At 55.6% G+C, this 22,179-nt stretch carries 25 protein-coding genes and 1 riboswitch; of the genes, 21 read left to right on the forward strand and 4 right to left on the reverse strand.

Annotated elements, in window-relative coordinates:
• Positions 1-8 precede the first annotated feature (8 nt).
• From cbiB to pduF, 4 genes are all read right to left on the reverse strand, one after another.
• A complete protein-coding gene (cbiB, locus tag F384_RS10375) occupies positions 9-968 on the reverse strand; it encodes an adenosylcobinamide-phosphate synthase CbiB (protein ID WP_046481395.1) in 960 nt (319 codons plus the stop codon).
• Entirely contained in the window at positions 965-2,344 is a 1,380-nt protein-coding gene (locus F384_RS10380; protein WP_046481396.1) for a cobyrinate a,c-diamide synthase, read from the reverse strand. Before F384_RS10380 ends, cbiB begins: the two co-directional genes overlap by 4 nt.
• Before the next feature lie 88 nt (positions 2,345-2,432).
• Positions 2,433-2,608: riboswitch (cobalamin riboswitch) on the reverse strand.
• A 304-nt stretch (positions 2,609-2,912) separates the two neighbouring features.
• On the reverse strand, positions 2,913-3,830 hold the full coding sequence (pocR, locus tag F384_RS10385; RefSeq protein ID WP_046481397.1) for a transcriptional regulator PocR: 918 nt from the start codon (positions 3,828-3,830) through the stop codon (positions 2,913-2,915).
• Positions 3,831-4,037: 207 nt separating this feature from the next.
• Entirely contained in the window at positions 4,038-4,847 is an 810-nt protein-coding gene (pduF, locus tag F384_RS10390; RefSeq protein WP_046481398.1) for a propanediol diffusion facilitator PduF, read from the reverse strand.
• 523 nt (positions 4,848-5,370) lie between these two features.
• On the opposite strand from pduF, the gene pduA reads away from it, so the two are divergent.
• The 21 genes from pduA (at position 5,371) to F384_RS10495 (ending at position 22,153) form a co-directional block, all read left to right on the forward strand.
• Entirely contained in the window at positions 5,371-5,655 is a 285-nt protein-coding gene (gene pduA, locus F384_RS10395; protein ID WP_012906330.1) for a propanediol utilization microcompartment protein PduA, read from the forward strand.
• Positions 5,652-6,464 carry a propanediol utilization microcompartment protein PduB gene (gene pduB / locus F384_RS10400; protein WP_046481399.1) on the forward strand — a complete coding sequence of 271 codons (813 nt, stop codon included), beginning with the start codon at positions 5,652-5,654 and terminating at the stop codon, positions 6,462-6,464. The genes pduA and pduB overlap by 4 nt, the downstream gene beginning before the upstream one ends.
• Before the next feature lie 18 nt (positions 6,465-6,482).
• Entirely contained in the window at positions 6,483-8,147 is a 1,665-nt protein-coding gene (gene pduC / locus F384_RS10405) for a propanediol dehydratase large subunit PduC (protein WP_042318193.1), read from the forward strand.
• A 10-nt stretch (positions 8,148-8,157) separates the two neighbouring features.
• A complete protein-coding gene (gene pduD / locus F384_RS10410) occupies positions 8,158-8,826 on the forward strand; it encodes a propanediol dehydratase medium subunit PduD (RefSeq protein WP_043000237.1) in 669 nt (222 codons plus the stop codon).
• A 13-nt stretch (positions 8,827-8,839) separates the two neighbouring features.
• Positions 8,840-9,361: a propanediol dehydratase small subunit PduE gene (gene pduE / locus F384_RS10415; RefSeq protein ID WP_046481400.1), complete on the forward strand. Its 522-nt coding sequence runs from the start codon at positions 8,840-8,842 to the stop codon at positions 9,359-9,361.
• Between the two features lie 9 nt (positions 9,362-9,370).
• Positions 9,371-11,203: a diol dehydratase reactivase subunit alpha gene (locus tag F384_RS10420; protein WP_046481401.1), complete on the forward strand. Its 1,833-nt coding sequence runs from the start codon at positions 9,371-9,373 to the stop codon at positions 11,201-11,203.
• Positions 11,193-11,543, forward strand: a complete 351-nt coding sequence (locus tag F384_RS10425; protein WP_046481402.1) for a glycerol dehydratase reactivase beta/small subunit family protein — start codon at positions 11,193-11,195, stop codon at positions 11,541-11,543. The genes F384_RS10420 and F384_RS10425 overlap by 11 nt, the downstream gene beginning before the upstream one ends.
• Positions 11,544-11,562: 19 nt before the next feature.
• Positions 11,563-11,838: a propanediol utilization microcompartment protein PduJ gene (gene pduJ, locus F384_RS10430; protein WP_042318188.1), complete on the forward strand. Its 276-nt coding sequence runs from the start codon at positions 11,563-11,565 to the stop codon at positions 11,836-11,838.
• 23 nt (positions 11,839-11,861) lie between these two features.
• The gene (locus F384_RS10435; RefSeq protein WP_046481403.1) at positions 11,862-12,353 is read left to right on the forward strand and encodes a BMC domain-containing protein; all 492 of its coding nucleotides are present in this window, start codon (positions 11,862-11,864) and stop codon (positions 12,351-12,353) included.
• Between the two features lie 5 nt (positions 12,354-12,358).
• Positions 12,359-12,991, forward strand: a complete 633-nt coding sequence (locus tag F384_RS10440) for a phosphate propanoyltransferase (RefSeq protein ID WP_046481404.1) — start codon at positions 12,359-12,361, stop codon at positions 12,989-12,991.
• A complete protein-coding gene (gene pduM / locus F384_RS10445) occupies positions 12,988-13,479 on the forward strand; it encodes a microcompartment protein PduM (protein ID WP_046481405.1) in 492 nt (163 codons plus the stop codon). The genes F384_RS10440 and pduM overlap by 4 nt, the downstream gene beginning before the upstream one ends.
• A 3-nt stretch (positions 13,480-13,482) precedes the next feature.
• A complete protein-coding gene (gene pduN, locus F384_RS10450; protein WP_012906340.1) occupies positions 13,483-13,758 on the forward strand; it encodes a propanediol utilization microcompartment protein PduN in 276 nt (91 codons plus the stop codon).
• Between the two features lie 9 nt (positions 13,759-13,767).
• The gene (gene pduO / locus F384_RS10455) at positions 13,768-14,775 is read left to right on the forward strand and encodes a two-domain cob(I)yrinic acid a,c-diamide adenosyltransferase PduO (RefSeq protein WP_046481406.1); all 1,008 of its coding nucleotides are present in this window, start codon (positions 13,768-13,770) and stop codon (positions 14,773-14,775) included.
• On the forward strand, positions 14,772-16,157 hold the full coding sequence (pduP, locus tag F384_RS10460) for a CoA-acylating propionaldehyde dehydrogenase PduP (protein ID WP_046481407.1): 1,386 nt from the start codon (positions 14,772-14,774) through the stop codon (positions 16,155-16,157). Before pduO ends, pduP begins: the two co-directional genes overlap by 4 nt.
• A 10-nt stretch (positions 16,158-16,167) precedes the next feature.
• The gene (locus F384_RS10465) at positions 16,168-17,280 is read left to right on the forward strand and encodes a 1-propanol dehydrogenase PduQ (protein ID WP_046481408.1); all 1,113 of its coding nucleotides are present in this window, start codon (positions 16,168-16,170) and stop codon (positions 17,278-17,280) included.
• Complete coding sequence (locus F384_RS10470; RefSeq protein WP_046481409.1) at positions 17,277-18,632, forward strand: 4Fe-4S dicluster domain-containing protein; 1,356 nt, start codon at positions 17,277-17,279, stop codon at positions 18,630-18,632. The genes F384_RS10465 and F384_RS10470 overlap by 4 nt, the downstream gene beginning before the upstream one ends.
• A 2-nt stretch (positions 18,633-18,634) precedes the next feature.
• Positions 18,635-19,189, forward strand: coding sequence for a propanediol utilization microcompartment protein PduT (pduT, locus tag F384_RS10475; protein ID WP_046481410.1), 555 nt, complete (start codon positions 18,635-18,637; stop codon positions 19,187-19,189).
• On the forward strand, positions 19,189-19,539 hold the full coding sequence (gene pduU / locus F384_RS10480; RefSeq protein ID WP_042318179.1) for a propanediol utilization microcompartment protein PduU: 351 nt from the start codon (positions 19,189-19,191) through the stop codon (positions 19,537-19,539). Before pduT ends, pduU begins: the two co-directional genes overlap by 1 nt.
• 4 nt (positions 19,540-19,543) lie before the next feature.
• Positions 19,544-19,996 (forward strand): EutP/PduV family microcompartment system protein, encoded by a 453-nt coding sequence (gene pduV, locus F384_RS10485; protein WP_046481411.1) that lies wholly within the window; start codon positions 19,544-19,546, stop codon positions 19,994-19,996.
• Positions 19,981-21,195 carry an acetate/propionate family kinase gene (locus F384_RS10490; protein WP_046481412.1) on the forward strand — a complete coding sequence of 405 codons (1,215 nt, stop codon included), beginning with the start codon at positions 19,981-19,983 and terminating at the stop codon, positions 21,193-21,195. Before pduV ends, F384_RS10490 begins: the two co-directional genes overlap by 16 nt.
• Positions 21,196-21,286: 91 nt before the next feature.
• Positions 21,287-22,153, forward strand: coding sequence for an L-threonine kinase (locus F384_RS10495; RefSeq protein ID WP_046481413.1), 867 nt, complete (start codon positions 21,287-21,289; stop codon positions 22,151-22,153).
• Positions 22,154-22,179: the final 26 nt, after the last annotated feature.

Genomic DNA, 22,179 nt, shown 5'->3' on the forward strand with positions numbered 1-22,179 from the left:
ATTTATCCTCAGGCCACCCCAACCACCAGCCAGCGCGTTACGAGGAACAGCGCCAGAGCCAGCGTTGAGGCAACCCACATCAGTCGAATCGTTTGGGGAATGTCATCTACGGAAATGGTGCGCTGCGCATCGCCGATCCACGGCTTTTCAACGCGCTCACCAAAGTAATCGTTCGGGCCACCCAGTCGAATGCCCAGTGCACCGGCAACGGAGGCCTCCGCCCATGCGCAGTTTGGACTGCTGTGGTTATAGCGATCCCGCCACCCCACGCTGAGCGCCCTGGAGCCATCGCGCCGACACAAAACCGCCGCCGCGCTCAGGAACAGCCAACTCAGCCGCGCGGGAATATAGTTCGCGACGTCGTCCAGTCGGGCGCTGACCATACCAATCGCCCGGTATTTTTCGTGCTTATAGCCCACCATGGAATCCAGGGTGTTCACCGCTTTGTAAGCCATCGCCAGCGGCGCACCGCCGATTAACAGGAAGAACAGCGGCGCGATAATGCCGTCAACCGTATTCTCCGCGACGGTTTCCACGACCGCCCGGTTGATCTGTTCCGGTTGAAGTTGCGAGGTGTCACGCCCTACAATCCACGAGAGTTTTTCACGGCTTTGCGCAAGGTTGCCTTCACGTAACGGGCGCTCAACCTCCTGCGCCGCCGTCGCCAGACAGCGCCCCGCCAGCACGGTGAAGATCATCCAGACTTCAACGACCCAACCGAGCCACGGATGAATCAGCGCCGCCAGCCATAACACACCCCAGGCAACCGCCCACGTCAGCCCCACCACCACCAGCCACATCACCCCACCGCCGATACGTAACGCCCGGTCGCTGTGGCAGTAGCGGCGAATAATCCGCTGCACGACGTTGATCAGATTGCCTATCCAGCGCACCGGATGCGGCCAGTCTGGCGGGTCGCCAATCACGACATCAAGAAGCCAGGCCACGCACCATGCCAGTAGCGTCATAGCGCCTCCCGTGCGGCGTTCAGCCAGTGATTAAGCATTAATGGACGCTGAGCAAAGTGAACGTGCAGATAGCTGGCAAAGGTGTTGCCAACTCGCCAGCCGCCGGACCACGCCTGCAGCGTCTGACCGTCACGGACTTTGCGGCATGCCAGCACGGCAGGCGTTTCAGGGGAAAAGTCGGAGTAATGAAATTCATGACCGCGCAGCACGTCACCTTCCGCAGCCAGCAGCGTGGGCTGCAGAGCCTGTGCTTCGCAATAGCCAAAGCGGGTCAGCCGTTTACCCATTTTGCTGTGACCGGGAATGATATCGGCCATGCGATGCTCGACTCCGTCAGCATCTTCCAGCAGGCTGCCGAGGTACATTAATCCACCGCATTCGGCGTAGATCGCAACGCCGCGCTGGTGTGCCTTGCGCAGGCTTGCCAGCATTGTGGTGTTGGCCGCCAGCGTGGCCGCATGCAGTTCCGGATAACCGCCGCCCAGCCAGACCATCTGGCAATCAGGCAACGCGCTATCGTGGAGTGGACTGAAGCGCACAATGTTGACACCGGTACGCGCCAGCAGCGTCACGTTGTCGGGATAATAAAAATTAAAGGCTTCATCATCGGCTATCGCCAGCGTCAGACCTTCCCCGGCATTCGCCGCAGGCACTTCTGGCCAGTCACCCTGTGGTAACGCCTCAAGATGGCTTAACGCCAGTAGCTGGTCGATATTCAGCGTGCTTTCCAGTCGAGCGGCAAAATCCTGCCACGACTGTTGATTGACAACGGACTCGCGCGCGGTCACCAGCCCCAGATGCCGCTCGGGCAGCGCGACGCCATCAACGCGCGGGACGTAACCCAGCACCGGCACAGCGCAGTAGTGCTCAATGGCAGTTTTCAGCAACTGGAAATGGGACTCGCTGTTGACGCGATTAACGATAATGCCGGCAATGTTCAGTGTCGGGTCAAAATGCTGGAAGCCCATCACTGTGGCGGCAATGGAGGTAGAAACGGCTTTCCCATCAACCAACAGGAAAACCGGACAGCCCAACTGTTTTGCCATCGCGGCGGTGCTGCAGTAGCCAGGGTCTGTACCGTAGCCGTCGTACAGCCCCATCACACCCTCTATCACCGCAATATCCGCATCCTGCATCTGTTCGCGGAACAGCGCATTAAGAATCGACTTGGGAAGCATGAAGCTGTCGAGATTGCGGGAAGCGGTGCCGCTGATGGCCGTATGCCAGGCGGTATCCAGGTAGTCAGGGCCGACTTTGCAGGGCTGAACGCGTAAACCTCGTTGTTTCAATACGTTCAGCAAGCCCAGCGTCACCGTGGTTTTACCACAGCCGCTACCGGTACCTGCCAGAACAAACGCGTACTGCTTTGCCGCCATGACCCTGATCCTGTTCAGGGTGGTAGGGATGTACTGACACCCAGTCTTCCGACTGTACGTATCTGAGCAACCCACTTCCCACCGAAGTTGTTGGTAGTAACCGACAGGCTGGTCTTCTGGCTTAGCGTCGTCCTCGCCCGTCCTTCCCAATCTTGCGATCAGTGGTCTTCACGGGGTTGTCAGCATCACAGCAGCGGGGGCTGCGGGGGATTTTCACCCCCTTCCCAGACACAATTGTGTCAAACCTGTCAGCTTAAAGGATGAGCAGAATGAATTCTCCTCATCACAACAATACTTTTTCGTTACTTATTCGTTGCGCATTTTTTATCAACAAAAAAATACCGCAATAAAACGATTCTGAATGAAATGTCATGCAAGAGAATAATGAAACCTCTTAACAATGACACTGTATCTCATCACAGAAATAAAAACTGGTGAAGTTTATTCCGTAAAGAGCGATATTTTATTGCGCTATGACAATTTATTGCTGTAGTAAAAACACTTAACCATTATAAATGACCGGATTACACGGGAATATCAAAAATCGGCAATAGCAAAATATTGCTATTTATGCCGACTCAGCAGGCAAGTTTTCATTTATTTTTTGTCGATAGGCCTGCGGCGTAACCTGATAAGTCTGACGGAACACTTTGCAAAAATAGCTGGTTTGCGAAAAACCTAAATTGCGGGCAATACTGGCAATGCTCCAGTCACTGTGGCAAAGCAGTTCTCTGGCACTGGCCATACGCTGTTGATTGACCCACGCGTTAAAACCAATGCCCTGGTATTTTTTGAACAGTTTGCTGAAGTAGTACGGGCTCAGATAGACGTGCGACGCCACATCTTCAAGACGAAGATCGTCAGACAGATGCGCATCAATATAACGCAATGCCTTTTTCATCTTGCTGTCATGGGGGCTGGCGGCGCGAGCCTGGCGTGAAGGTTCCGCAGGCTGCGTACTGTCTTTGATCACCACGAAATTGAGTTGCTTTTTGAGGCAGTTTTCAACAATGAGTTTGAGCAGATCCGCTGAGGCCATCACGCGTGAATAGTCCATTTCCGGGACATTACTAAACTCATTAAGCAGTTCAGGATCGGCCTGCCAGCGATCGTCAACCTTCATGATATCGAGCAGATCGGCACTATCATCGTTACGTAAACGCACCTGGCCGCACAAGACGAACCCGACAAGATGGCCTGCGATCACGAGAGGAATAGAAAAATCGGTAAGCCCGGCATGACAACGATAGATACAAGGTTGATCCGATTTTGACGCTTCCAGTCCCCCACAGCGATCGCTCATACGACACCGGGTACTGTGTTGCGGATGCTGACGCATCAGTTGGCAAAAAGGTGTGAAATTAAACAGCTCAGAAATCTCATCACCGTGAATATTGACAACCACAACAGCCAGGCTGGTCGCTTGCGCAAAATCCTGTGCGATTTTATTAATGAGTTCTGAGTTCAGGGTACTCGCAGAAATCATGATAAAATCCCTCAGTTAATCCATTGTTATAATGAAACATAAATTTCACATTTACTTCTTATCATCCCCTATCCTTGTATGTAAATGACAGAAAGTATAAGGGACAATAACAAAAGTCTCCCCGGGTGGGGAGACTTTTTAGTCAGTTCGTGAAAGCAGATCACGAAATAGAAATTAAAGACGTGATAATAGCCGTATATGTCCGAATTACGCGTCTGTCTCTTCAATTTTACAGGTATTACAGGGCAAATTTTTACCAATAAGGTACTTGTAGATAGCTGCGCCCGCGCATGCCCCAATCAGTGGCGCAATAATCGGCACAATAAAGTACGGAATATCACGTCCGCCGGTCATCGCAATATCCCCCCAACCTGCCATCCAGGCGAACAGCTTAGGACCAAAGTCACGCGCCGGGTTCATGGCAAACCCTGTCAACGGGCCTGTGGATGCACCAATCACCGCCACCAGAATACCGATCAACAGCGGTGCCAGTGGTCCCTTAGGTACGCCGTTGCCATCATCCGTCAGCGCCATAATCAGCCCCATCAGAATTGAGGTGATGACGATTTCAACCCCTGCCGCCTGCCACACGCTCAGCGCGGCTGCCGGATACGTACTGAAAATGCTGGCCAGATAGAGGCTATCCGCGCTGCCGCGAACCATGTTGTGGGCAGTTTCGTACTCGGTGAATAAACTGCCGTAAAGCAGATAGGCCAGCACCGCACCGCCAAACGCACCCGCAACCTGCGCGATGGTGTAAGGCAGAACTTTACGTCCCGGGAAGCAGGCAAACAACCAGAGTGCGACGGTGATAGCCGGGTTCAGATGTGCCCCGGAAATTCCTGCTGTCAGATAAACCGCAAGCGAAATTCCCAGACCCCAAATAATACAAATTTCCCAGAGACCCAGACTGGCACCTGCAACTTTCAGTGCGCTAAGGCAGCCGATACCAAAAAACAAAAACAATCCGGTACCCAAAAACTCGGCAATGCATTGCGCTTTCAGTGAATCATTCATTGTGACACCTTCTTAGAAGCGTTCGTGTCCTTACCAGCGGACCCTTGCTGGTCGTAGAGTACAACAACACATACTATAGAAAGAGGTCACTGAAAATTGTTGGCAAACTGAGCACTCTGAGACCTGGAAAAATCGTGTTGTTATAGCAATTTCTTGCCATTCATTTATTCAGAAGCAGCGTGTAGAGTGCCTGAATGTAATTAACCAGGACAATTCAGAATAATAAAATTTGGTTATTTGAAGATTTCCCTTTTCCAATCAACGTCACAAATCGGTTTTCGCGCATAGCAAATTAAATTAAACCTGTCACCCTCTAAAATGTAAATCTGGAATAGAAAAAGCCAAAATATCACATTTATAAAAATTAACAAAACAAATAAAAACAACAAGATAAAATACAACAAAGCAAGTTTATCACATTCATAACCCACTAATTTTTCACCCTAACCTTCAAGTCAGCCATTCTTTTTCCTCGCTTCTTCTTATAGTCGTAATTATCGGGACAAACCCAGGCGAGGTCTTTATGCAACAAGAAGCATTAGGAATGGTAGAAACCAAAGGCTTAACTGCAGCCATAGAGGCCGCAGATGCAATGGTGAAGTCAGCCAATGTCATGTTGGTCGGCTACGAAAAAATTGGCTCAGGGCTGGTAACCGTCATCGTACGCGGTGATGTCGGTGCCGTAAAAGCAGCGACCGATGCGGGTGCTGCTGCTGCGCGCAACGTGGGAGAAGTGAAAGCCGTACACGTCATTCCACGCCCTCATACCGATGTTGAAAAAATCTTACCGAAGGGAATTAACCCATGAGCAGCAATGAACTGGTTGAACAGATCATGGCGCAGGTCATTGCCCGTGTGGCAACGCCTGATCAAACGGGCATCCCTGATAAAACCCATCCAAAACGAGAGACGGCTATGGCAGAGAAGAGCTGCAGTTTAACGGAATTTGTTGGCACCGCGATTGGCGACACCGTAGGTCTGGTGATTGCAAACGTAGACAGTGCCCTGTTGGAAGCAATGAAGCTTGAGAAGCGCTATCGCTCCATTGGCATCCTGGGCGCGCGTACCGGCGCGGGTCCCCACATCATGGCGGCTGACGAAGCGGTTAAAGCCACGAATACCGAAGTGGTGAGCATTGAACTCCCACGTGATACCAAAGGCGGTGCAGGCCACGGTTCGCTCATCATTATCGGCGGTAACGATGTTTCCGACGTTAAGCGCGGGATTGAAGTGGCGCTGAAAGAGCTCGACCGTACCTTCGGTGATGTTTATGGCAATGAAGCCGGACATATCGAACTGCAATACACCGCACGCGCCAGTTACGCACTGGAAAAAGCCTTTGGCGCGCCGGTTGGCCGTGCCTGCGGTGTAATTGTCGGTGCCCCGGCCTCCGTCGGCGTGCTGATGGCGGATACCGCGCTGAAAGCCGCAAACGTTGAAGTCGTGGCTTACAGTTCTCCGGCGCATGGCACCAGCTTCAGTAACGAAGCGATCCTGGTTATCTCCGGCGATTCCGGCGCAGTGCGTCAGGCGGTTATCTCGGCGCGAGAAATCGGTAAAACCGTCCTTGCGACCCTCGGTTCAGAACCGAAAAACGATCGCCCGTCCTACATCTGATATCCGTGAGGCTCATTCATGAGATCGAAAAGATTTGAAGCACTGGCGAAACGCCCTGTCAATCAGGACGGATTCGTTAAGGAGTGGATCGAAGAAGGCTTCATTGCGATGGAAAGCCCGAACGATCCTAAGCCGTCGATTAAAATCGTTAACGGCGCCGTCACCGAACTCGATGGTAAATCAGTCAGCCAGTTCGACCTGATTGACCACTTCATTGCCCGCTACGGCATCAACCTGGCGCGCGCAGAAGAAGTGATGGCAATGGACTCCGTTAAGCTCGCCAACATGCTGTGCGATCCTAACGTGAAACGTCGCGATATTGTGCCACTGACAACGGCGATGACCCCGGCAAAAATTGTCGAAGTGGTTTCGCACATGAACGTGGTTGAGATGATGATGGCGATGCAAAAAATGCGCGCACGTCGTACGCCATCTCAACAGGCACACGTCACCAACGTCAAAGATAACCCGGTGCAGATTGCCGCCGACGCCGCAGAAGGCGCATGGCGTGGATTTGATGAGCAAGAGACCACCGTGGCCGTGGCGCGTTATGCCCCGTTCAACGCCATTGCTCTGCTCGTCGGTTCCCAGGTAGGTCGTCCAGGCGTGTTGACGCAATGTTCGCTGGAAGAAGCTACTGAACTGAAACTCGGCATGCTCGGTCATACCTGCTACGCCGAAACCATTTCCGTTTACGGTACTGAACCGGTCTTTACCGATGGCGATGACACGCCGTGGTCAAAAGGCTTCCTCGCCTCTTCTTACGCCTCCCGTGGTTTGAAAATGCGTTTCACCTCTGGTTCAGGTTCCGAAGTACAGATGGGATATGCCGAAGGCAAATCCATGCTGTATCTGGAAGCACGCTGCATTTACATCACCAAAGCCGCAGGTGTGCAAGGTCTGCAAAACGGCTCTGTGAGCTGCATCGGCGTTCCGTCCGCGGTTCCATCAGGGATCCGCGCGGTGCTGGCAGAAAACCTGATCTGTTCGTCACTGGATCTGGAATGCGCCTCCAGTAACGACCAGACCTTTACCCACTCCGATATGCGTCGTACCGCACGCCTGCTGATGCAGTTCCTGCCGGGAACCGACTTTATCTCTTCCGGTTATTCCGCCGTGCCGAACTACGACAACATGTTCGCGGGCTCCAACGAAGATGCGGAAGACTTCGATGACTACAACGTTATCCAGCGCGACCTGAAAGTAGACGGCGGTCTGCGTCCGGTGCGTGAAGAGGACGTTATCGCCATCCGTAACAAAGCAGCACGCGCTCTGCAGGCGGTTTTCGCTGGCATGGGTCTGCCGCCGATTACGGATGAAGAAGTCGAAGCCGCAACCTACGCTCACGGTTCAAAAGATATGCCTGAACGTAACATCGTTGAGGACATCAAGTTTGCGCAGGAAATCATCAACAAAAACCGCAACGGTCTGGAAGTGGTGAAAGCGCTGGCTCAGGGCGGCTTTACCGATGTCGCGCAGGACATGCTCAACATCCAGAAAGCCAAGTTAACCGGGGACTATCTGCATACCTCCGCCATTATTGTCGGCGACGGACAAGTGCTCTCGGCAGTCAATGACGTCAACGATTATGCCGGTCCGGCAACAGGTTATCGCCTGCAAGGCGAACGCTGGGAAGAAATTAAGAACATCCCTGGCGCACTTGATCCCAACGAGCTTGGCTAAGGGGTGAACAATGGAAATTAATGAAAAATTGCTGCGCCAGATTATTGAAGACGTTCTGTCCGAAATGCAGACCAGCGATAAGCCCGTCTCATTTCGCGCGCCGGGAACGTCAACCGCGCCTGCTGCACCGGCCGGTGACAGTTTTCTGACGGAAATTGGCGAGGCAAAACAGGGCACGCAGCAGGATGAAGTGATCATTGCGGTCGGTCCGGCGTTTGGCCTCTCTCAGACCGTCAACATCGTCGGTTTACCGCATAAGAACATTTTGCGTGAAGTGATTGCCGGGATTGAAGAAGAAGGCATCAAAGCGCGTGTGATTCGCTGCTTTAAATCGTCCGATGTGGCCTTCGTTGCCGTTGAAGGTAACCGTCTGAGCGGCTCTGGCATCTCTATCGGCATCCAGTCAAAAGGCACGACGGTCATCCACCAACAGGGCCTGCCGCCGTTGTCCAACCTGGAGCTGTTCCCGCAGGCACCGCTGCTGACGCTGGAAACCTATCGCCAGATTGGTAAAAACGCCGCGCGTTATGCCAAGCGTGAATCACCGCAGCCGGTTCCGACGCTGAACGATCAGATGGCTCGCCCGAAATATCAGGCTAAATCCGCCATTTTGCACATTAAAGAGACGAAGTACGTCGTGACGGGCAAAAATCCGCAGGAACTGCGCGTGGCGCTTTAATAAGGATCCCTTTATGAATACCGATGCAATTGAATCGATGGTACGGGATGTGTTGAGCCGCATGAACAGCCTGCAGGGCGACACATCTGCCCCGGCGGCCGGTTCGAGCAGTACGACCCAGACCGCAAAAGTGACCGACTATCCGCTCGCCAGTAAGCATCCTGAGTGGGTTAAAACGGCCACCAACAAAACGCTGGATGAGTTCACTCTCGAAAACGTTCTGAGCAACAAAGTGACCGCGCAGGATATGCGCATCACGCCGGAAACGCTGCGTATTCAGGCGTCTATCGCCAAAGATGCCGGACGTGACCGCCTGGCGATGAACTTTGAGCGTGCCGCAGAACTGACCGCAGTTCCGGACGATCGCATTCTTGAGATCTATAACGCCCTGCGTCCTTACCGTTCAACGAAAGAAGAACTGCTCGCGATCGCGGACGATCTTGAAAATCGCTATCAGGCCAAAATCTGCGCCGCGTTTGTTCGTGAAGCGGCAGTGCTGTACGTCGAACGTAAGAAACTGAAAGGCGACGACTAAGGAAAGGTCATGAGATATATAGCTGGCATTGATATCGGCAACTCATCCACAGAAGTCGCGCTGGCGACGGTGGATGGCACTGGCGCGCTCACCATTACCGGTAGCGCGTTGGCGGAAACCACCGGGATAAAAGGCACATTGCGTAATGTGTTTGGGATTCAGGAGGCGCTCACGCTTGCGGCCAACCATGCAGGCATCAATGTCAGCGATATCTCGCTTATCCGTATCAACGAAGCCACCCCGGTGATTGGTGATGTCGCGATGGAAACCATCACGGAAACCATCATCACCGAATCCACCATGATCGGTCATAACCCGAAAACACCGGGCGGTGTCGGTCTGGGTGTGGGGATCACTATCACGCCGGAAGAGTTACTCACCCGACCGGCGGATACCCCGTTAATTCTGGTGGTGTCATCCGCTTTTGATTTCGCTGATGTCGCCACCATGATTAACGCCTCTGTCCGCGCCGGTTATCAGTTAACGGGTGTCATTTTGCAACAGGACGATGGCGTTCTGGTCAGTAACCGACTGGAAAAACCCCTGCCTATCGTTGATGAAGTGCTGTACATCGACCGTATACCGCTCGGCATGCTGGCGGCCATTGAGGTCGCTGTCCCCGGTAAGGTTATCGAAACGCTGTCAAACCCTTATGGCATCGCGACGGTGTTTAATCTCAATGCGGACGAGACCAAAAACATTGTTCCGATGGCGCGGGCGCTGATTGGCAACCGCTCCGCCGTGGTGGTGAAAACCCCTTCGGGAGATGTCAAAGCGCGCGCCATTCCTGCCGGAAACATTGAATTGCAGTCACAGGGACGTACGCTACGTGTTGATGTCGCTGCAGGTGCCGACGCCATTATGAAAGCGGTCGGCGAATGCCCGAAACTGGATAACGTCACCGGTGAAGCGGGCACCAATATTGGCGGCATGCTGGAACACGTTCGCCAGACGATGGCAGAACTGACCAACAAGCCAAGCAACGAAATTTTTATCCAGGATTTGCTGGCCGTCGATACCTCCGTTCCGGTCAGCGTTACCGGCGGACTGGCCGGTGAGTTTTCTCTGGAACAGGCCGTCGGTATCGCCTCGATGGTGAAATCAGACCGTCTGCAGATGGCGATGATCGCCAGTGAAATCAAAGAAAAGCTGAACGTGGACGTTCAGGTTGGCGGCGCTGAAGCTGAAGCGGCGATTCTGGGTGCGCTCACCACGCCCGGCACCACGCGTCCGCTGGCGATTCTGGATTTAGGCGCAGGCTCGACCGACGCCTCCATCATTAATCCCAAAGGCGAAATTATCGCCACCCACCTTGCCGGGGCTGGCGACATGGTCACCATGATCATCACCCGGGAACTGGGGCTTGATGACCGCTATCTGGCGGAAGAGATCAAAAAGTATCCGTTAGCCAAGGTCGAAAGCCTGTTCCATCTGCGTCACGAAGACGGCAGCGTTCAGTTCTTCCCGACGCCGCTTCCCCCTGCAGTGTTTGCCCGCGTCTGCGTGGTCAAGCCGGATGAACTGGTACCTCTTCCCGGCGATCTTGCGCTGGAGAAAGTTCGCGCCATTCGCCGTAGCGCCAAAGAGCGCGTGTTTGTCACCAACGCCCTGCGCGCACTACGACACGTTAGCCCGACGGGCAATATCCGCGACATTCCGTTCGTCGTTCTGGTGGGCGGTTCCTCGCTGGACTTTGAAGTGCCGCAACTGGTGACGGACGCCCTGGCGCATTATCGACTGGTTGCCGGACGCGGAAATATTCGCGGCACCGAAGGTCCGCGAAACGCGGTGGCTACAGGCCTCATCCTCTCCTGGCATAAGGAGTTTGCCCATGGACAGTAGTGTCACTACGCCTGCCATTGTGATTTCGACTATCGGCGACTGTCTTTCTGTCTGGAAAGAGGTGCTGCTCGGCATTGAAGAAGAAGGCATCCCGTTTGTGATTCAACACCATACGACGGGAGAAGTCGTTCAGAGCGCATGGCAGGCAGCACGCATGTCGCCGCTGCTGGTTGGCATCGCCTGCGACGAAGAAACTCTGGTCGTGCACTACAAAAATTTACCCACTTCAGCGCCGCTTTTTACGCTGACGTATCGCCAAAACAGCCTTGACCGGCGAAGTACTGGAAACAACGCGGCAAGGTTAGTCAAAGGGATCCCTTTCCGGGATCTCAATGCTTAATCCACAGGAGAATCGCAGTATGAATAACGCACTGGGACTGGTTGAAACAAAAGGGTTGGTCGGCGCGATTGAAGCCGCAGATGCCATGGTGAAATCCGCCAACGTGCAACTGGTCGGTTACGAAAAAATCGGCTCCGGTCTGGTAACTGTCATGGTTCGCGGTGACGTCGGCGCCGTTAAAGCCGCCGTTGATGCGGGCTGCGCGGCAGCAAGCGTCGTGGGCGAGGTGAAATCCAGCCATGTTATCCCGCGTCCGCACAGCGACGTTGAGGCTATTTTACCAAAATCTGCCTGAGTACTATCGAAAAGGAGCACAGCGTGAAGCAATCACTGGGATTACTCGAAGTTAGTGGTCTGGCATTAGCCATCTGTTGCGCAGATGCCATGGCGAAAGCGGCTTCCATCACGCTGGTTGGCCTTGAAAAAACCAACGGTTCAGGCTGGACGGTGATCAAGATCACCGGTGATGTGGCGTCAGTACAATCTGCCATCATCACCGGTGCTCATCTCGCCGAACAGCAAGATGGCCTGGTCGCACATAAAGTGATCGCCAGACCCGGTGAGGGCATTCTCTCCCGCGCGATGGCAGCCACTCCGGCGCCTGTAAAAGCACCCGCACCGGTGTCTGTACCTGAGCCCGTGCCTGCCGCCATCGAAGAACCTGAAACTGAAGTCGTTGTAGAAGAGTCAGCACCGGAAGCGGCGCCTGAAGACGGGATTATCAGCTGCAATTTGTGTCTGGACCCGGCCTGTAAGCGCCAGAAAGGCGAACCCCGGTCGCTCTGCCTGCATTCAGGTAAACGAGGTTAAGCGTAATGGATAAGCAACTTCTGGAGACGACGGTCAGCAAAGTGCTGAATGAATTGCGGGATCGCCCTATTCCACTGGGCGTTTCCAACCGTCATATCCACCTTAACGCTGAGGATTATGCCCGTCTTTTTCCGGGACATCCGATTAGTGAGAAAAAAGGACTCCTGCAACCGGGACAGTATGCGGCTGAGCAGACCGTCACGTTAGTGGGGCCCAAAGGTCAACTGAAAAATGTCCGCCTGCTGGGGCCGCTTCGCAGCACCAGCCAGGTGGAGATTTCGCGCACGGATGCCAGAACGCTGGGTATCGCCGCGCCGTTGCGGATGTCCGGTAATCTCAAAGGTACGCCGGGTATTCGCCTTGTGAGCCCCTTTGGTGAAGTGGAACTCTCCTCCGGGGTGATCGTCGCCCAGCGCCACATTCACATGTCGCCGCTGGATGCGCTGATCCTGCGCGTTGCTCACGGTGATAGCGTCAGTGTCGCCATTGAGGGAACCGATCGTCGGCTGATCTTCGACAACGTCGCGGTACGCGTTTCCCCGGATATGCGCCTGGAGATGCATATTGATACCGACGAGGCCAATGCTGCTGGCGCAGATGACGCCAATGCTTTCGTCACACTGGTGACGCCGCGATGAACGGCGAACTGTTGCAGCGAATCGTCGAGGAGGTGGTCTCCCGCCTGCAACGTCGTGCGCAAAGCACCGTCACGCTGAGCGTCGCGCAACTGCGGGAAACACCGTCCCACACCCTGTTTTGTCAGTACGCCTCCCTGCATATTTTGCAGGTCGATCTGCCCCTGCTGGAGCAGATCGCCGACAACGATTCGTCGCATGCCGCCGCCGTCACAATTCATGAGGCACTGGCATGGGGTCTTCGGGTGCAACTGTCGTTGCAACATCGGTTATTGCCCGCATTGCCGGTGAAGAAACTGGCCCAGCTCCCGCTGGTTCTCTGCGACGAACAGGGGCAGCCAGTCATGCTGCACCCTACCCGACTGTTAAGTTATGCCGATGTTGCCCGGTTACCCGCAGGGTGGCTGGTGCTGCATCGCAAATGTGTTGTTACCGCGCTGGCTCGCGAGACCGCGAGTTCACGCCACATCCACTTGATTAAGCAGGAGTGAACCATGCATCTGGCACGTGTTACAGGCGCGGTGGTATCCACGCAAAAATCGCCCTCGTTGGTCGGTAAAAAACTTCTGCTGGTACGCCGGGTCAGTGCCGATGGCGAACTGCCGGCGAATCCGACGGCAGGCGATGAAGTCGCCGTTGACTCCGTCGGCGCAGGCGTTGGCGAACTGGTGCTCCTGAGCAGCGGTTCCAGCGCCAGGCATGTTTTTTCCGGGCCGAATGAGGCCATCGATCTGGCCGTTGTCGGCATTGTCGACACGCTTTCTCGTTAAGGGGGAGTTATGGCGATTTATACCCGCACAGGCGACGCAGGCACAACGGCGCTCTTTACCGGACAGCGCGTCAGTAAAACGCACCCTCGAGTGGAAGCGTACGGCACGCTTGATGAGCTTAACGCCGCGCTGAGCCTGTGCGTCTGCGCTACCCGCAACGCCCAGCATCGCGCGCTGCTGGAAGCCATTCAACTGCAAATTTTCTGGTTCAGCGCTGAGCTTGCAAGCGATAGCGAACAGCCCTCTGCGGACCAGCGCTATATCAGTTCTGAGGAAATAGCCGCGCTGGAAGCGGCTATCGATACCGCGATGGGACGCGTCGCGCCCTTGCGCAGTTTTATTCTGCCAGGCCGCTGTGAAGCCGCAAGCCGCCTGCATTTTGCCCGCACGCTGGCACGCCGGGCTGAACGCCGTCTGGTGGAACTCGCAGCCGATGTCACCGTCAGGCATGTGCTGATGCGCTATATCAATCGCCTGTCAGACTGCCTGTATGCGCTGGCACGTGCGGAAGATCACGACGCCCATCAGGACACGATTATCCGGGAAGTGACGAAACGCTATCTGGCTGCCGGTCACGCCCCTGTCAAAAAGGAATCCGCGATGTCGCTCTCTTTTGGCGATCTCCATCAGTTAACCCGCGCCGCCGTTGAGCGGGCGCAAGCCTTAAACGTTCCGGTGGTCGTCAGCATTGTTGATGCCCACGGCACTGAGGCCGTCACCTGGCGGATGCCGGACGCTCTGCTGGTCAGCAGCGAACTGGCACCGAAAAAAGCCTGGACCGCCGTGGCGATGAAAACCGCGACTCATGAACTCGCGTCGGTGGTTCAGCCCGGCGCGCCGCTGTACGGGCTGGAAAGTCATATGCAGGGAAAAGTCGTCACCTTTGGCGGCGGCTACGCGCTATGGCGTGATGGATTGCTTATTGGGGGTCTTGGTATCAGCGGTGGAAGCGTTGAACAGGACATGGACATTGCACAGGCTGCCATTGCGGCAATAAACGTGAGAACACATCAATGAATACTACTGAACTGGAAACCCTCATCCGCACCATTTTGAGCGAGCAACTGGCTCCCGCAAAAACTGAAATCAAAGGGAACGGAATCTTTCAGTCTGTTGGTGAAGCAGTCGATGCCGCCCACCAGGCGTTCTTGCGCTACCAGCAGTCACCACTGAAAACGCGCAGCGCCATTATCAGCGCTATCCGTGAAGAGCTGGCGCCACAGCTGGCAACGCTGGCAGCAGAGAGTGCAGCGGAAACCGGAATGGGTAACAAAGAAGACAAATTACTCAAGAACAAAGCGGCGCTGGACAACACCCCAGGCATCGAAGACCTGACTACCACCGCGCTCACCGGCGACGGCGGCATGGTGCTGTTTGAGTATTCACCGTTTGGCGTGATTGGTTCCGTCGCCCCCAGCACCAACCCGACAGAAACCATTATCAACAATAGCATCAGCATGCTGGCGGCAGGCAACAGCGTCTATTTCAGCCCGCATCCGGGCGCTAAAACGGTGTCGCTGAAGCTTATCGCCATGATTGAGGATATCGCGTTTCGCAGCTGTGGCATTCGCAATCTGGTGGTGACCGTTGCCGAACCGACATTTGAAGCCACCCAGCAGATGATGGCGCATCCGAAAATTGCCGTACTGGCCATTACCGGCGGCCCGGGCATTGTGGCAATGGGCATGAAGAGCGGGAAGAAAGTGATTGGCGCAGGCGCGGGGAATCCCCCCTGCATCGTCGATGAGACAGCGGATCTGGTGAAGGCCGCAGAAGATATCATCAACGGCGCGGCGTTTGACTACAACCTGCCCTGTATCTCAGAGAAGAGCCTGATTGTGGTGGAGTCAGTGGCGGAACAACTGATCCAGCAGATGCAAAGCTTCGGCGCACTGCTGTTAAGCCCGGCCGATATCGAGAAACTGCGCGCGGTCTGCCTGCCCGAAGGCGTCGCCAATAAAAAACTGGTCGGTAAAAGTCCTTGCGCCATGCTCGACGCCGCCGGCATTCCGGTCCCGGCAAAAGCGCCGCGTCTGTTGATTGGCGTCGTCAGCGCGGATGACTGCTGGGTAACCAGTGAACAACTGATGCCGATGCTGCCAGTGGTGAAGGTTAAGGATTTTGACGCCGCGCTGTCGCTGGCGCTGAAAGTGGAAGATGGGCTGCATCATACCGCCATCATGCACTCGCAGAATGTGTCTCGTCTGAATCTTGCGGCGCGGACCCTGCAAACCTCCATTTTCGTTAAAAACGGCCCCTCTTATGCGGGAATTGGTGTTGGCGGCGAAGGGTTTACCACCTTTACCATCGCCACGCCAACCGGTGAAGGGACAACATCGGCACGCACGTTTGCCCGCTCCCGTCGCTGTGTGCTGACTAACGGTTTCTCTATCCGCTAATGAGGTTGTGATGAATACGTTTTCACTGCAAACCCGGTTGTACAGCGGCCCTGGAAGCCTGAAGGTGCTTGGCCGTTTTACGAACAAGCACATCTGGATTATCTGCGATGGTTTTCTCGCCCGTTCGCCGCTGATTAATACGCTGCGCGAGGCGATACCGGCGGATAACCGGATCAGCGTCTTCAGTGAGATCACGCCCGACCCGACCATCGGAATCGTCGTTCAGGGGATTGCGCAAATGCAGTCCCTGCGTCCCGACGTAGTGATCGGCTTCGGCGGCGGCTCCGCGCTGGATGCGGCGAAAGCCATTGTCTGGTTCAGCCGTCAGTTTGATATCGATATTGAAACCTGCGTGGCGATCCCGACCACCAGCGGAACCGGGTCGGAAGTCACCAGCGCCTGCGTGATTAGCGATCCGGAGAAAGGCATTAAGTATCCGCTGTTTAACAACGCGCTCTATCCGGACATGGCGATCCTTGATCCGATGCTGGTCGTCAGCGTCCCGCCCGCCATCACCGCCAACACCGGAATGGATGTTCTGACGCACGCGCTGGAAGCCTATGTGTCCACGCACGCCAGTGACTTTACCGACGCACTCGCTGAAAAGGCAGCGCAGATCGTCTTTCAGTACCTGCCCGTCGCCGTCCGTAAAGGCGACTGTCTTGCCACACGAGGCAAAATGCACAACGCCTCTACGCTGGCAGGGATGGCATTCAGCCAGGCAGGGCTTGGCCTGAACCACGCCATCGCCCACCAGCTAGGCGGCCAGTTCCATCTGCCCCACGGTCTGGCAAATGCTCTGCTGCTGGCGTCGGTGATCCGCTTCAACGCGCACGATCCGCGGGCGGCGAAACGCTACGCCCGATTCGCGAAGGCCTGTCATTTATGTGCTGACAGCGCCAGTGAAACGGCGAGTGTGAATGCGCTGGTGCAGCACATCGAACAGCTGAAAAAAGCGTGTGCTATCCCGACTCTCGCCGTCGCGCTTAAAGAACAAAAACAGGACTGGTCACAGCGTATTCCGGCAATGGTTCAGGCCGCGCTGGCGGACGTCACGCTGAAGACCAGTCCCAGAGCAGCGGATGCCGGGGCCATTCAGGAACTGCTTGAGGAGTTGCTATGAATACCGCCCTGAATGATGAACTGAGCGCACTGGATCCGCCGACCCTCGTTGAACGCGTTCGCGCGGCAGGCATTGTGGGGGCAGGCGGAGCCGGCTTTCCGACGTATGTCAAACTCCAGGCTCAGGTGGAGATTTTCCTGGTCAATGCTGCCGAATGCGAGCCGATGCTGAAAGTCGATCAGCAACTCATGGCGCAGCAGGCGGCACGTCTGATTCGCGGCGTACAGTATGCGATGAAGGCCACTGGAGCCCGCGAAGGGATTATCGCCCTGAAAGAAAAGTACCAGCCAGCGATTGCCGCCCTGACGCCGCTTTTGCCCCCGGCTATCAGACTGCACATTCTGCCCGACGTCTACCCGGCGGGCGATGAAGTGCTGACGATCTGGATGGCAACGGGTCGCCGCGTTCCCCCAGCCGCCCTGCCGGTCAGCGTGGGAGTAGTGGTCAACAACGTACAGACCGTACTGAATATCGCCCGCGCGGTCGAGCAGCAGTATTCCGTGACGCGCCGTACGCTCACCGTTAACGGTGCCGTTGCCCGTCCACAAACGATAACGGTCCCTATCGGGATGTCTTTACGCGACGTGCTGGAGCTGGCTGGCGGCGCAACCATCGACGATCCGGGATTTATCAACGGCGGCCCGATGATGGGAAGCCTGTTGACGTCGCTGGACGCGCCGGTCACCAAGACCACCGGCGGACTGCTGGTTCTGCCGAAATCACATCCGCTGATTCAGCGACGTATGCAGGATGAGCGCACCGTGCTGTCAGTGGCGAAAACCGTTTGCGAACAGTGCCGCCTGTGTACCGATCTCTGTCCGAGACATCTCATCGGTCACGAACTCTCCCCGCACCTGTTGGTGCGCGCGGTCAATTTCCATCAGGCCGCTACGCCGCAGCTGCTGCTCAGCGCCCTCACCTGTTCCGAATGTAACGTCTGTGAAAGTGTGGCCTGCCCGGTAGGTATTTCGCCCATGCGGATTAACCGCATGCTGAAACGCGAACTGCGCGCACAGAATCAGCGCTACGAAGGCCCGCTGAATCCGGCGGATGAGATGGCGAAATACCGTCTGGTGCCGGTTAAACGACTCATCGCCAAACTGGGGCTAACACCGTGGTATCGGGAAGCGCCGTTAGTTGACAGCGAACCGGTTGTTGAGAGAACGACGCTGCTGCTGCGCCAGCATATCGGCGCCAGCGCGGTGCCCTGCGTTCAGAAGGGCGAGCACGTCGCGCGTGGCCAGTGCGTTGCTGAAATTCCGCAAGGTGCGCTCGGTGCACCTGTTCACGCCAGTATTGACGGCATTGTCTGTGAGATTACAGATCAGGCCATCATCGTTGTAAGAGGTTAACCATGTCTCAGGCCATAGGTATTTTAGAACTCACCAGCATCGCCAAAGGGATGGAAACGGGCGATGCCATGCTGAAAAGCGCCAACGTGGATCTGCTGGTCAGCAAGACCATTTGCCCGGGCAAATTTCTGCTTATGCTGGGTGGCGACGTCGGCGCAGTACAGCAGGCCATCGAAACCGGTGCATCACTCGCTGGCGAGATGCTGGTCGACAGCCTGGTGCTCCCCAACATTCACGCCAGCGTGCTTCCCGCGATCAGCGGCCTGAACAGCGTGGATAAACGTCAGGCGGTGGGCGTTGTCGAAACCTGGAGCGTGGCGGCTTGTATCAGCGCGGCTGACCGGGCGGTAAAGGCGTCCAACGTTACGCTGGTTCGCGTTCATATGGCGTTCGGTATCGGCGGTAAATGTTACATGGTGGTCGCAGGCGACGTCTCCGATGTCAACAACGCGGTTACGGTTGCCAGCGAAAGCGCGGGTGAAAAAGGTCTGTTGGTTTATCGTTCGGTGATCCCACGCCCGCACGACGCGATGTGGCGTCAGATGGTGGAGGGATGATGGAAAGACAACCGACCACGGATCGCATGATCCAGGAGTACGTACCGGGCAAACAGGTCACGCTGGCGCATCTGATTGCGAATCCCGGCAAAGATCTGTTCAAAAAACTGGGATTGCAGGACAGCGTCTCGGCGATTGGCATTCTCACCATCACGCCAAGTGAAGCCTCGATTATTGCCTGTGACATCGCGACGAAATCCGGCGCAGTAGAGATAGGCTTTCTCGACCGTTTCACCGGTGCGGTGGTGTTAACCGGCGATGTGTCGGCGGTGGAATACGCCCTGAAGCAGGTCACGCGCACGCTCGGTGAAATGATGCGTTTTACCACCTGTTCCATCACGCGGACGTAGCGCTATGCAGCGCATGATGTTGATTGGCCCCAGCCAGTGCGGCAAGACCTCGCTGACGCAATGTCTGCGCGGCGAGGCTCTCGAGTATCAGAAAACACAGGCGATTGTCTGGTCTGCCGAGACCATCGACACCCCTGGCGAATATCTGGAAAACCGTTGTCTGTACAGCGCACTGTTGGCGAGTGCCTGCGAGGCGGATGTCATTGCGCTGGTGCTCAATAGTGATGCGCAGTGGTCCCCTTTCTCCCCCGGTTTTACCGCACCGATGAACAGACCCGCGTTCGGCGTGGTGACCAAATCAGATTTAGCCGACCCGCAGAAAATTGCGCAGGTCATCGGTTGGCTGGAGCAGGCTGGCGCACAACGCGTCTTCGTAACCAGCGCCGTCAACCATTCCGGACTCGATGCACTGTTTGCCTTTCTGAACCAAAAGGAATCTTCATGTCTCACAAAATAATGGCGATCAACGCGGGCAGCTCGTCCCTTAAATTTCAGCTGCTGGACATGCCGCAGGGCGATTTGCTGTGTCAGGGGCTCATTGAGCGTATCGGCCTGCCGGATGCCCGGATCACCCTGAAGGCGCAGGATCAAAAATGGCAGCAGACCACGCCGGTTGCCGATCACCGCGAGGCGGTGACTCTGCTTCTCGAAATGCTGATTAGCTACGGTATTATCAATAGCCTGCAGGATATCGAAGGTGTCGGCCATCGTGTGGCGCATGGCGGAGAATCATTTAAGGATTCTGTACGCGTGACCGATGAATCGCTGGCGGAAATTGAACGCCTTGCTGAACTGGCGCCCTTGCACAACCCGGTTAACCTGCTCGGTATCAACGTGTTTCGCCAGTTGTTGCCTGATGTGCCTTCCGTTGCCGTTTTTGATACCGCGTTTCATCAGACGCTGGAAGAAGCTGCCTATATCTATCCGCTTCCGTGGCGGTATTACGCGGAGTTTGGTATCCGCCGCTATGGTTTTCACGGGACAAGCCATAAGTATGTCAGTGCAACACTCGCCGAAAAGCTTGGCGTACCGCTTAGCGCGCTGCGTGTCGTGTGTTGTCACCTGGGCAACGGCAGCAGTATTTGCGCGATCAAAGGCGGGAGGTCGGTGAACACATCGATGGGCTTCACCCCACAGTCTGGCGTGATGATGGGAACCCGCAGCGGGGATATCGACCCTTCCATCTTACCGTGGGTTGCCCAGCGTGAAGGCAAAACGCCACAGCAGCTCAACCACCTACTGAACAATGAATCTGGTCTGCTTGGCGTTTCAGGCGTCTCGCATGACTATCGTGACGTTGAGCTGGCCGCTGACGACGGGAATCCCCGCGCCGCGCTCGCCCTGTCGCTGTTTGCAGAACGCATTCGCGCCACCATTGGCAGCTATATCATGCAGATGGGGGGACTGGATGCACTGGTGTTTACCGGAGGGATTGGGGAAAACTCGGCGCGCGCCAGAGCGGCAATCTGCCAGAATCTGCACTTCCTGGGTCTTAGCGTAGACGACGAGAAGAACCAACGGAATGCAACTTTTATTCAGACGGAAAACGCGATCGTTAAAGTGGCGGTCATCAACACCAACGAAGAGCTGATGATAGCCCAGGACGTGATGCGGATTGCTCTCGCAGAATCAGAAACTTTCGCCGTGTCAGCCTGAGTTCGCGCCGCGCAAATTGCGGCAAATCATGGTAATAGCGCAATCGCCATGACACTATGCGCCGAGGATTGCTGAGCAGAAAGGTGATAACGTGGCTGTTGCGCAGTGCCCCGCGTCGTGCGGAGAACTTATTCAGGGCTGGATTATGGGCAGCGAGAAACTGGTCTCCTGCCCGGTTGACTGGTACAGCACCGTCGAGGTCAGTACCGGTTCCCCTTTAGCGGATGAGCGTCCTCTTTCCCGGGCGATGGTCAACCAACTCCTTGAACACTGGAATTACCCTGCGCACCTTAGCCAGGATATCCGTATTTCAATCCATTCAACTATCCCGATTGCCAAAGGCATGGCCAGCAGTACGGCAGACATCGCCGCAACTGCCGTCGCCACCGCGCAACATCTCGGTCATCAACTGGATGAATCCACACTCGCGCAGCTTTGCGTCTCGCTGGAACCGACTGACAGCACCGTTTTTCAACAGCTGACACTGTTTGACCACAACGACGCATCGACGCAAATCCCCTGCGACTCCCAACCCGCGCTTGACCTTCTCGTGCTGGAAAGCCCACAAACCTTACGCACCGCCGACTATCATCGCATTCCACGGCAGGCCGGTTTGCATGCTGGCGCGCCTGCGCTGAAGCGGGCATGGGAAAAAGTACAGGAAGCTTGTGCGGAGCAAAATCCGTATCGCATGGGAGAAGCGGCGACGCTGAGCGCCATCGCCAGCCAGATGCTGTTGCCGAAACCCGATTTCGATGCGCTATTGTCGCTGGTTGAAGAGTGCGATTTATACGGCGTGAACGTGGCGCACAGCGGCAGCGTCGTCGGATTGATGCTCGACAGGCAGCGACACGATGTGGACTACGTTAAGTGGCTACTGGCAAAAAACAGACTGACCGAACACTGGCCAGAACAGCACCTGTTGCGGATGGTCAGCGGCGGCGTAAAACGTCAGTGAGGATCGCATTGCGGACCCTCACTGCA

Source organism: Citrobacter amalonaticus Y19 (genome assembly GCF_000981805.1).
Taxonomy (GTDB): domain Bacteria; phylum Pseudomonadota; class Gammaproteobacteria; order Enterobacterales; family Enterobacteriaceae; genus Citrobacter_A; species Citrobacter_A amalonaticus_C.

What these genes read in the sequence shown, in the direction of transcription:
- F384_RS10490 (WP_046481412.1), top strand. Translation starts at nt 19,981, where the DNA reads ATGTCTCACAAAATAATGGCGATCAACGCGGGCAGCTCGTCCCTTAAA.
- pduP (WP_046481407.1), top strand. Translation starts at nt 14,772, where the DNA reads ATGAATACTACTGAACTGGAAACCCTCATCCGCACCATTTTGAGCGAG.
- pduD (WP_043000237.1), top strand. Translation starts at nt 8,158, where the DNA reads ATGGAAATTAATGAAAAATTGCTGCGCCAGATTATTGAAGACGTTCTG.
- pduE (WP_046481400.1), top strand. Translation starts at nt 8,840, where the DNA reads ATGAATACCGATGCAATTGAATCGATGGTACGGGATGTGTTGAGCCGC.
- F384_RS10420 (WP_046481401.1), top strand. Translation starts at nt 9,371, where the DNA reads ATGAGATATATAGCTGGCATTGATATCGGCAACTCATCCACAGAAGTC.
- pduM (WP_046481405.1), top strand. Translation starts at nt 12,988, where the DNA reads ATGAACGGCGAACTGTTGCAGCGAATCGTCGAGGAGGTGGTCTCCCGC.
- F384_RS10465 (WP_046481408.1), top strand. Translation starts at nt 16,168, where the DNA reads ATGAATACGTTTTCACTGCAAACCCGGTTGTACAGCGGCCCTGGAAGC.
- pduB (WP_046481399.1), top strand. Translation starts at nt 5,652, where the DNA reads ATGAGCAGCAATGAACTGGTTGAACAGATCATGGCGCAGGTCATTGCC.
- pduJ (WP_042318188.1), top strand. Translation starts at nt 11,563, where the DNA reads ATGAATAACGCACTGGGACTGGTTGAAACAAAAGGGTTGGTCGGCGCG.
- F384_RS10470 (WP_046481409.1), top strand. Translation starts at nt 17,277, where the DNA reads ATGAATACCGCCCTGAATGATGAACTGAGCGCACTGGATCCGCCGACC.
- pduT (WP_046481410.1), top strand. Translation starts at nt 18,635, where the DNA reads ATGTCTCAGGCCATAGGTATTTTAGAACTCACCAGCATCGCCAAAGGG.
- F384_RS10380 (WP_046481396.1), bottom strand. Translation starts at nt 2,344, where the DNA reads ATGGCGGCAAAGCAGTACGCGTTTGTTCTGGCAGGTACCGGTAGCGGC.
- F384_RS10425 (WP_046481402.1), top strand. Translation starts at nt 11,193, where the DNA reads ATGGACAGTAGTGTCACTACGCCTGCCATTGTGATTTCGACTATCGGC.
- pduV (WP_046481411.1), top strand. Translation starts at nt 19,544, where the DNA reads ATGCAGCGCATGATGTTGATTGGCCCCAGCCAGTGCGGCAAGACCTCG.
- pduF (WP_046481398.1), bottom strand. Translation starts at nt 4,847, where the DNA reads ATGAATGATTCACTGAAAGCGCAATGCATTGCCGAGTTTTTGGGTACC.
- pduC (WP_042318193.1), top strand. Translation starts at nt 6,483, where the DNA reads ATGAGATCGAAAAGATTTGAAGCACTGGCGAAACGCCCTGTCAATCAG.
- pduU (WP_042318179.1), top strand. Translation starts at nt 19,189, where the DNA reads ATGGAAAGACAACCGACCACGGATCGCATGATCCAGGAGTACGTACCG.
- F384_RS10440 (WP_046481404.1), top strand. Translation starts at nt 12,359, where the DNA reads ATGGATAAGCAACTTCTGGAGACGACGGTCAGCAAAGTGCTGAATGAA.
- pduN (WP_012906340.1), top strand. Translation starts at nt 13,483, where the DNA reads ATGCATCTGGCACGTGTTACAGGCGCGGTGGTATCCACGCAAAAATCG.
- pduA (WP_012906330.1), top strand. Translation starts at nt 5,371, where the DNA reads ATGCAACAAGAAGCATTAGGAATGGTAGAAACCAAAGGCTTAACTGCA.
- cbiB (WP_046481395.1), bottom strand. Translation starts at nt 968, where the DNA reads ATGACGCTACTGGCATGGTGCGTGGCCTGGCTTCTTGATGTCGTGATT.
- pduO (WP_046481406.1), top strand. Translation starts at nt 13,768, where the DNA reads ATGGCGATTTATACCCGCACAGGCGACGCAGGCACAACGGCGCTCTTT.
- pocR (WP_046481397.1), bottom strand. Translation starts at nt 3,830, where the DNA reads ATGATTTCTGCGAGTACCCTGAACTCAGAACTCATTAATAAAATCGCA.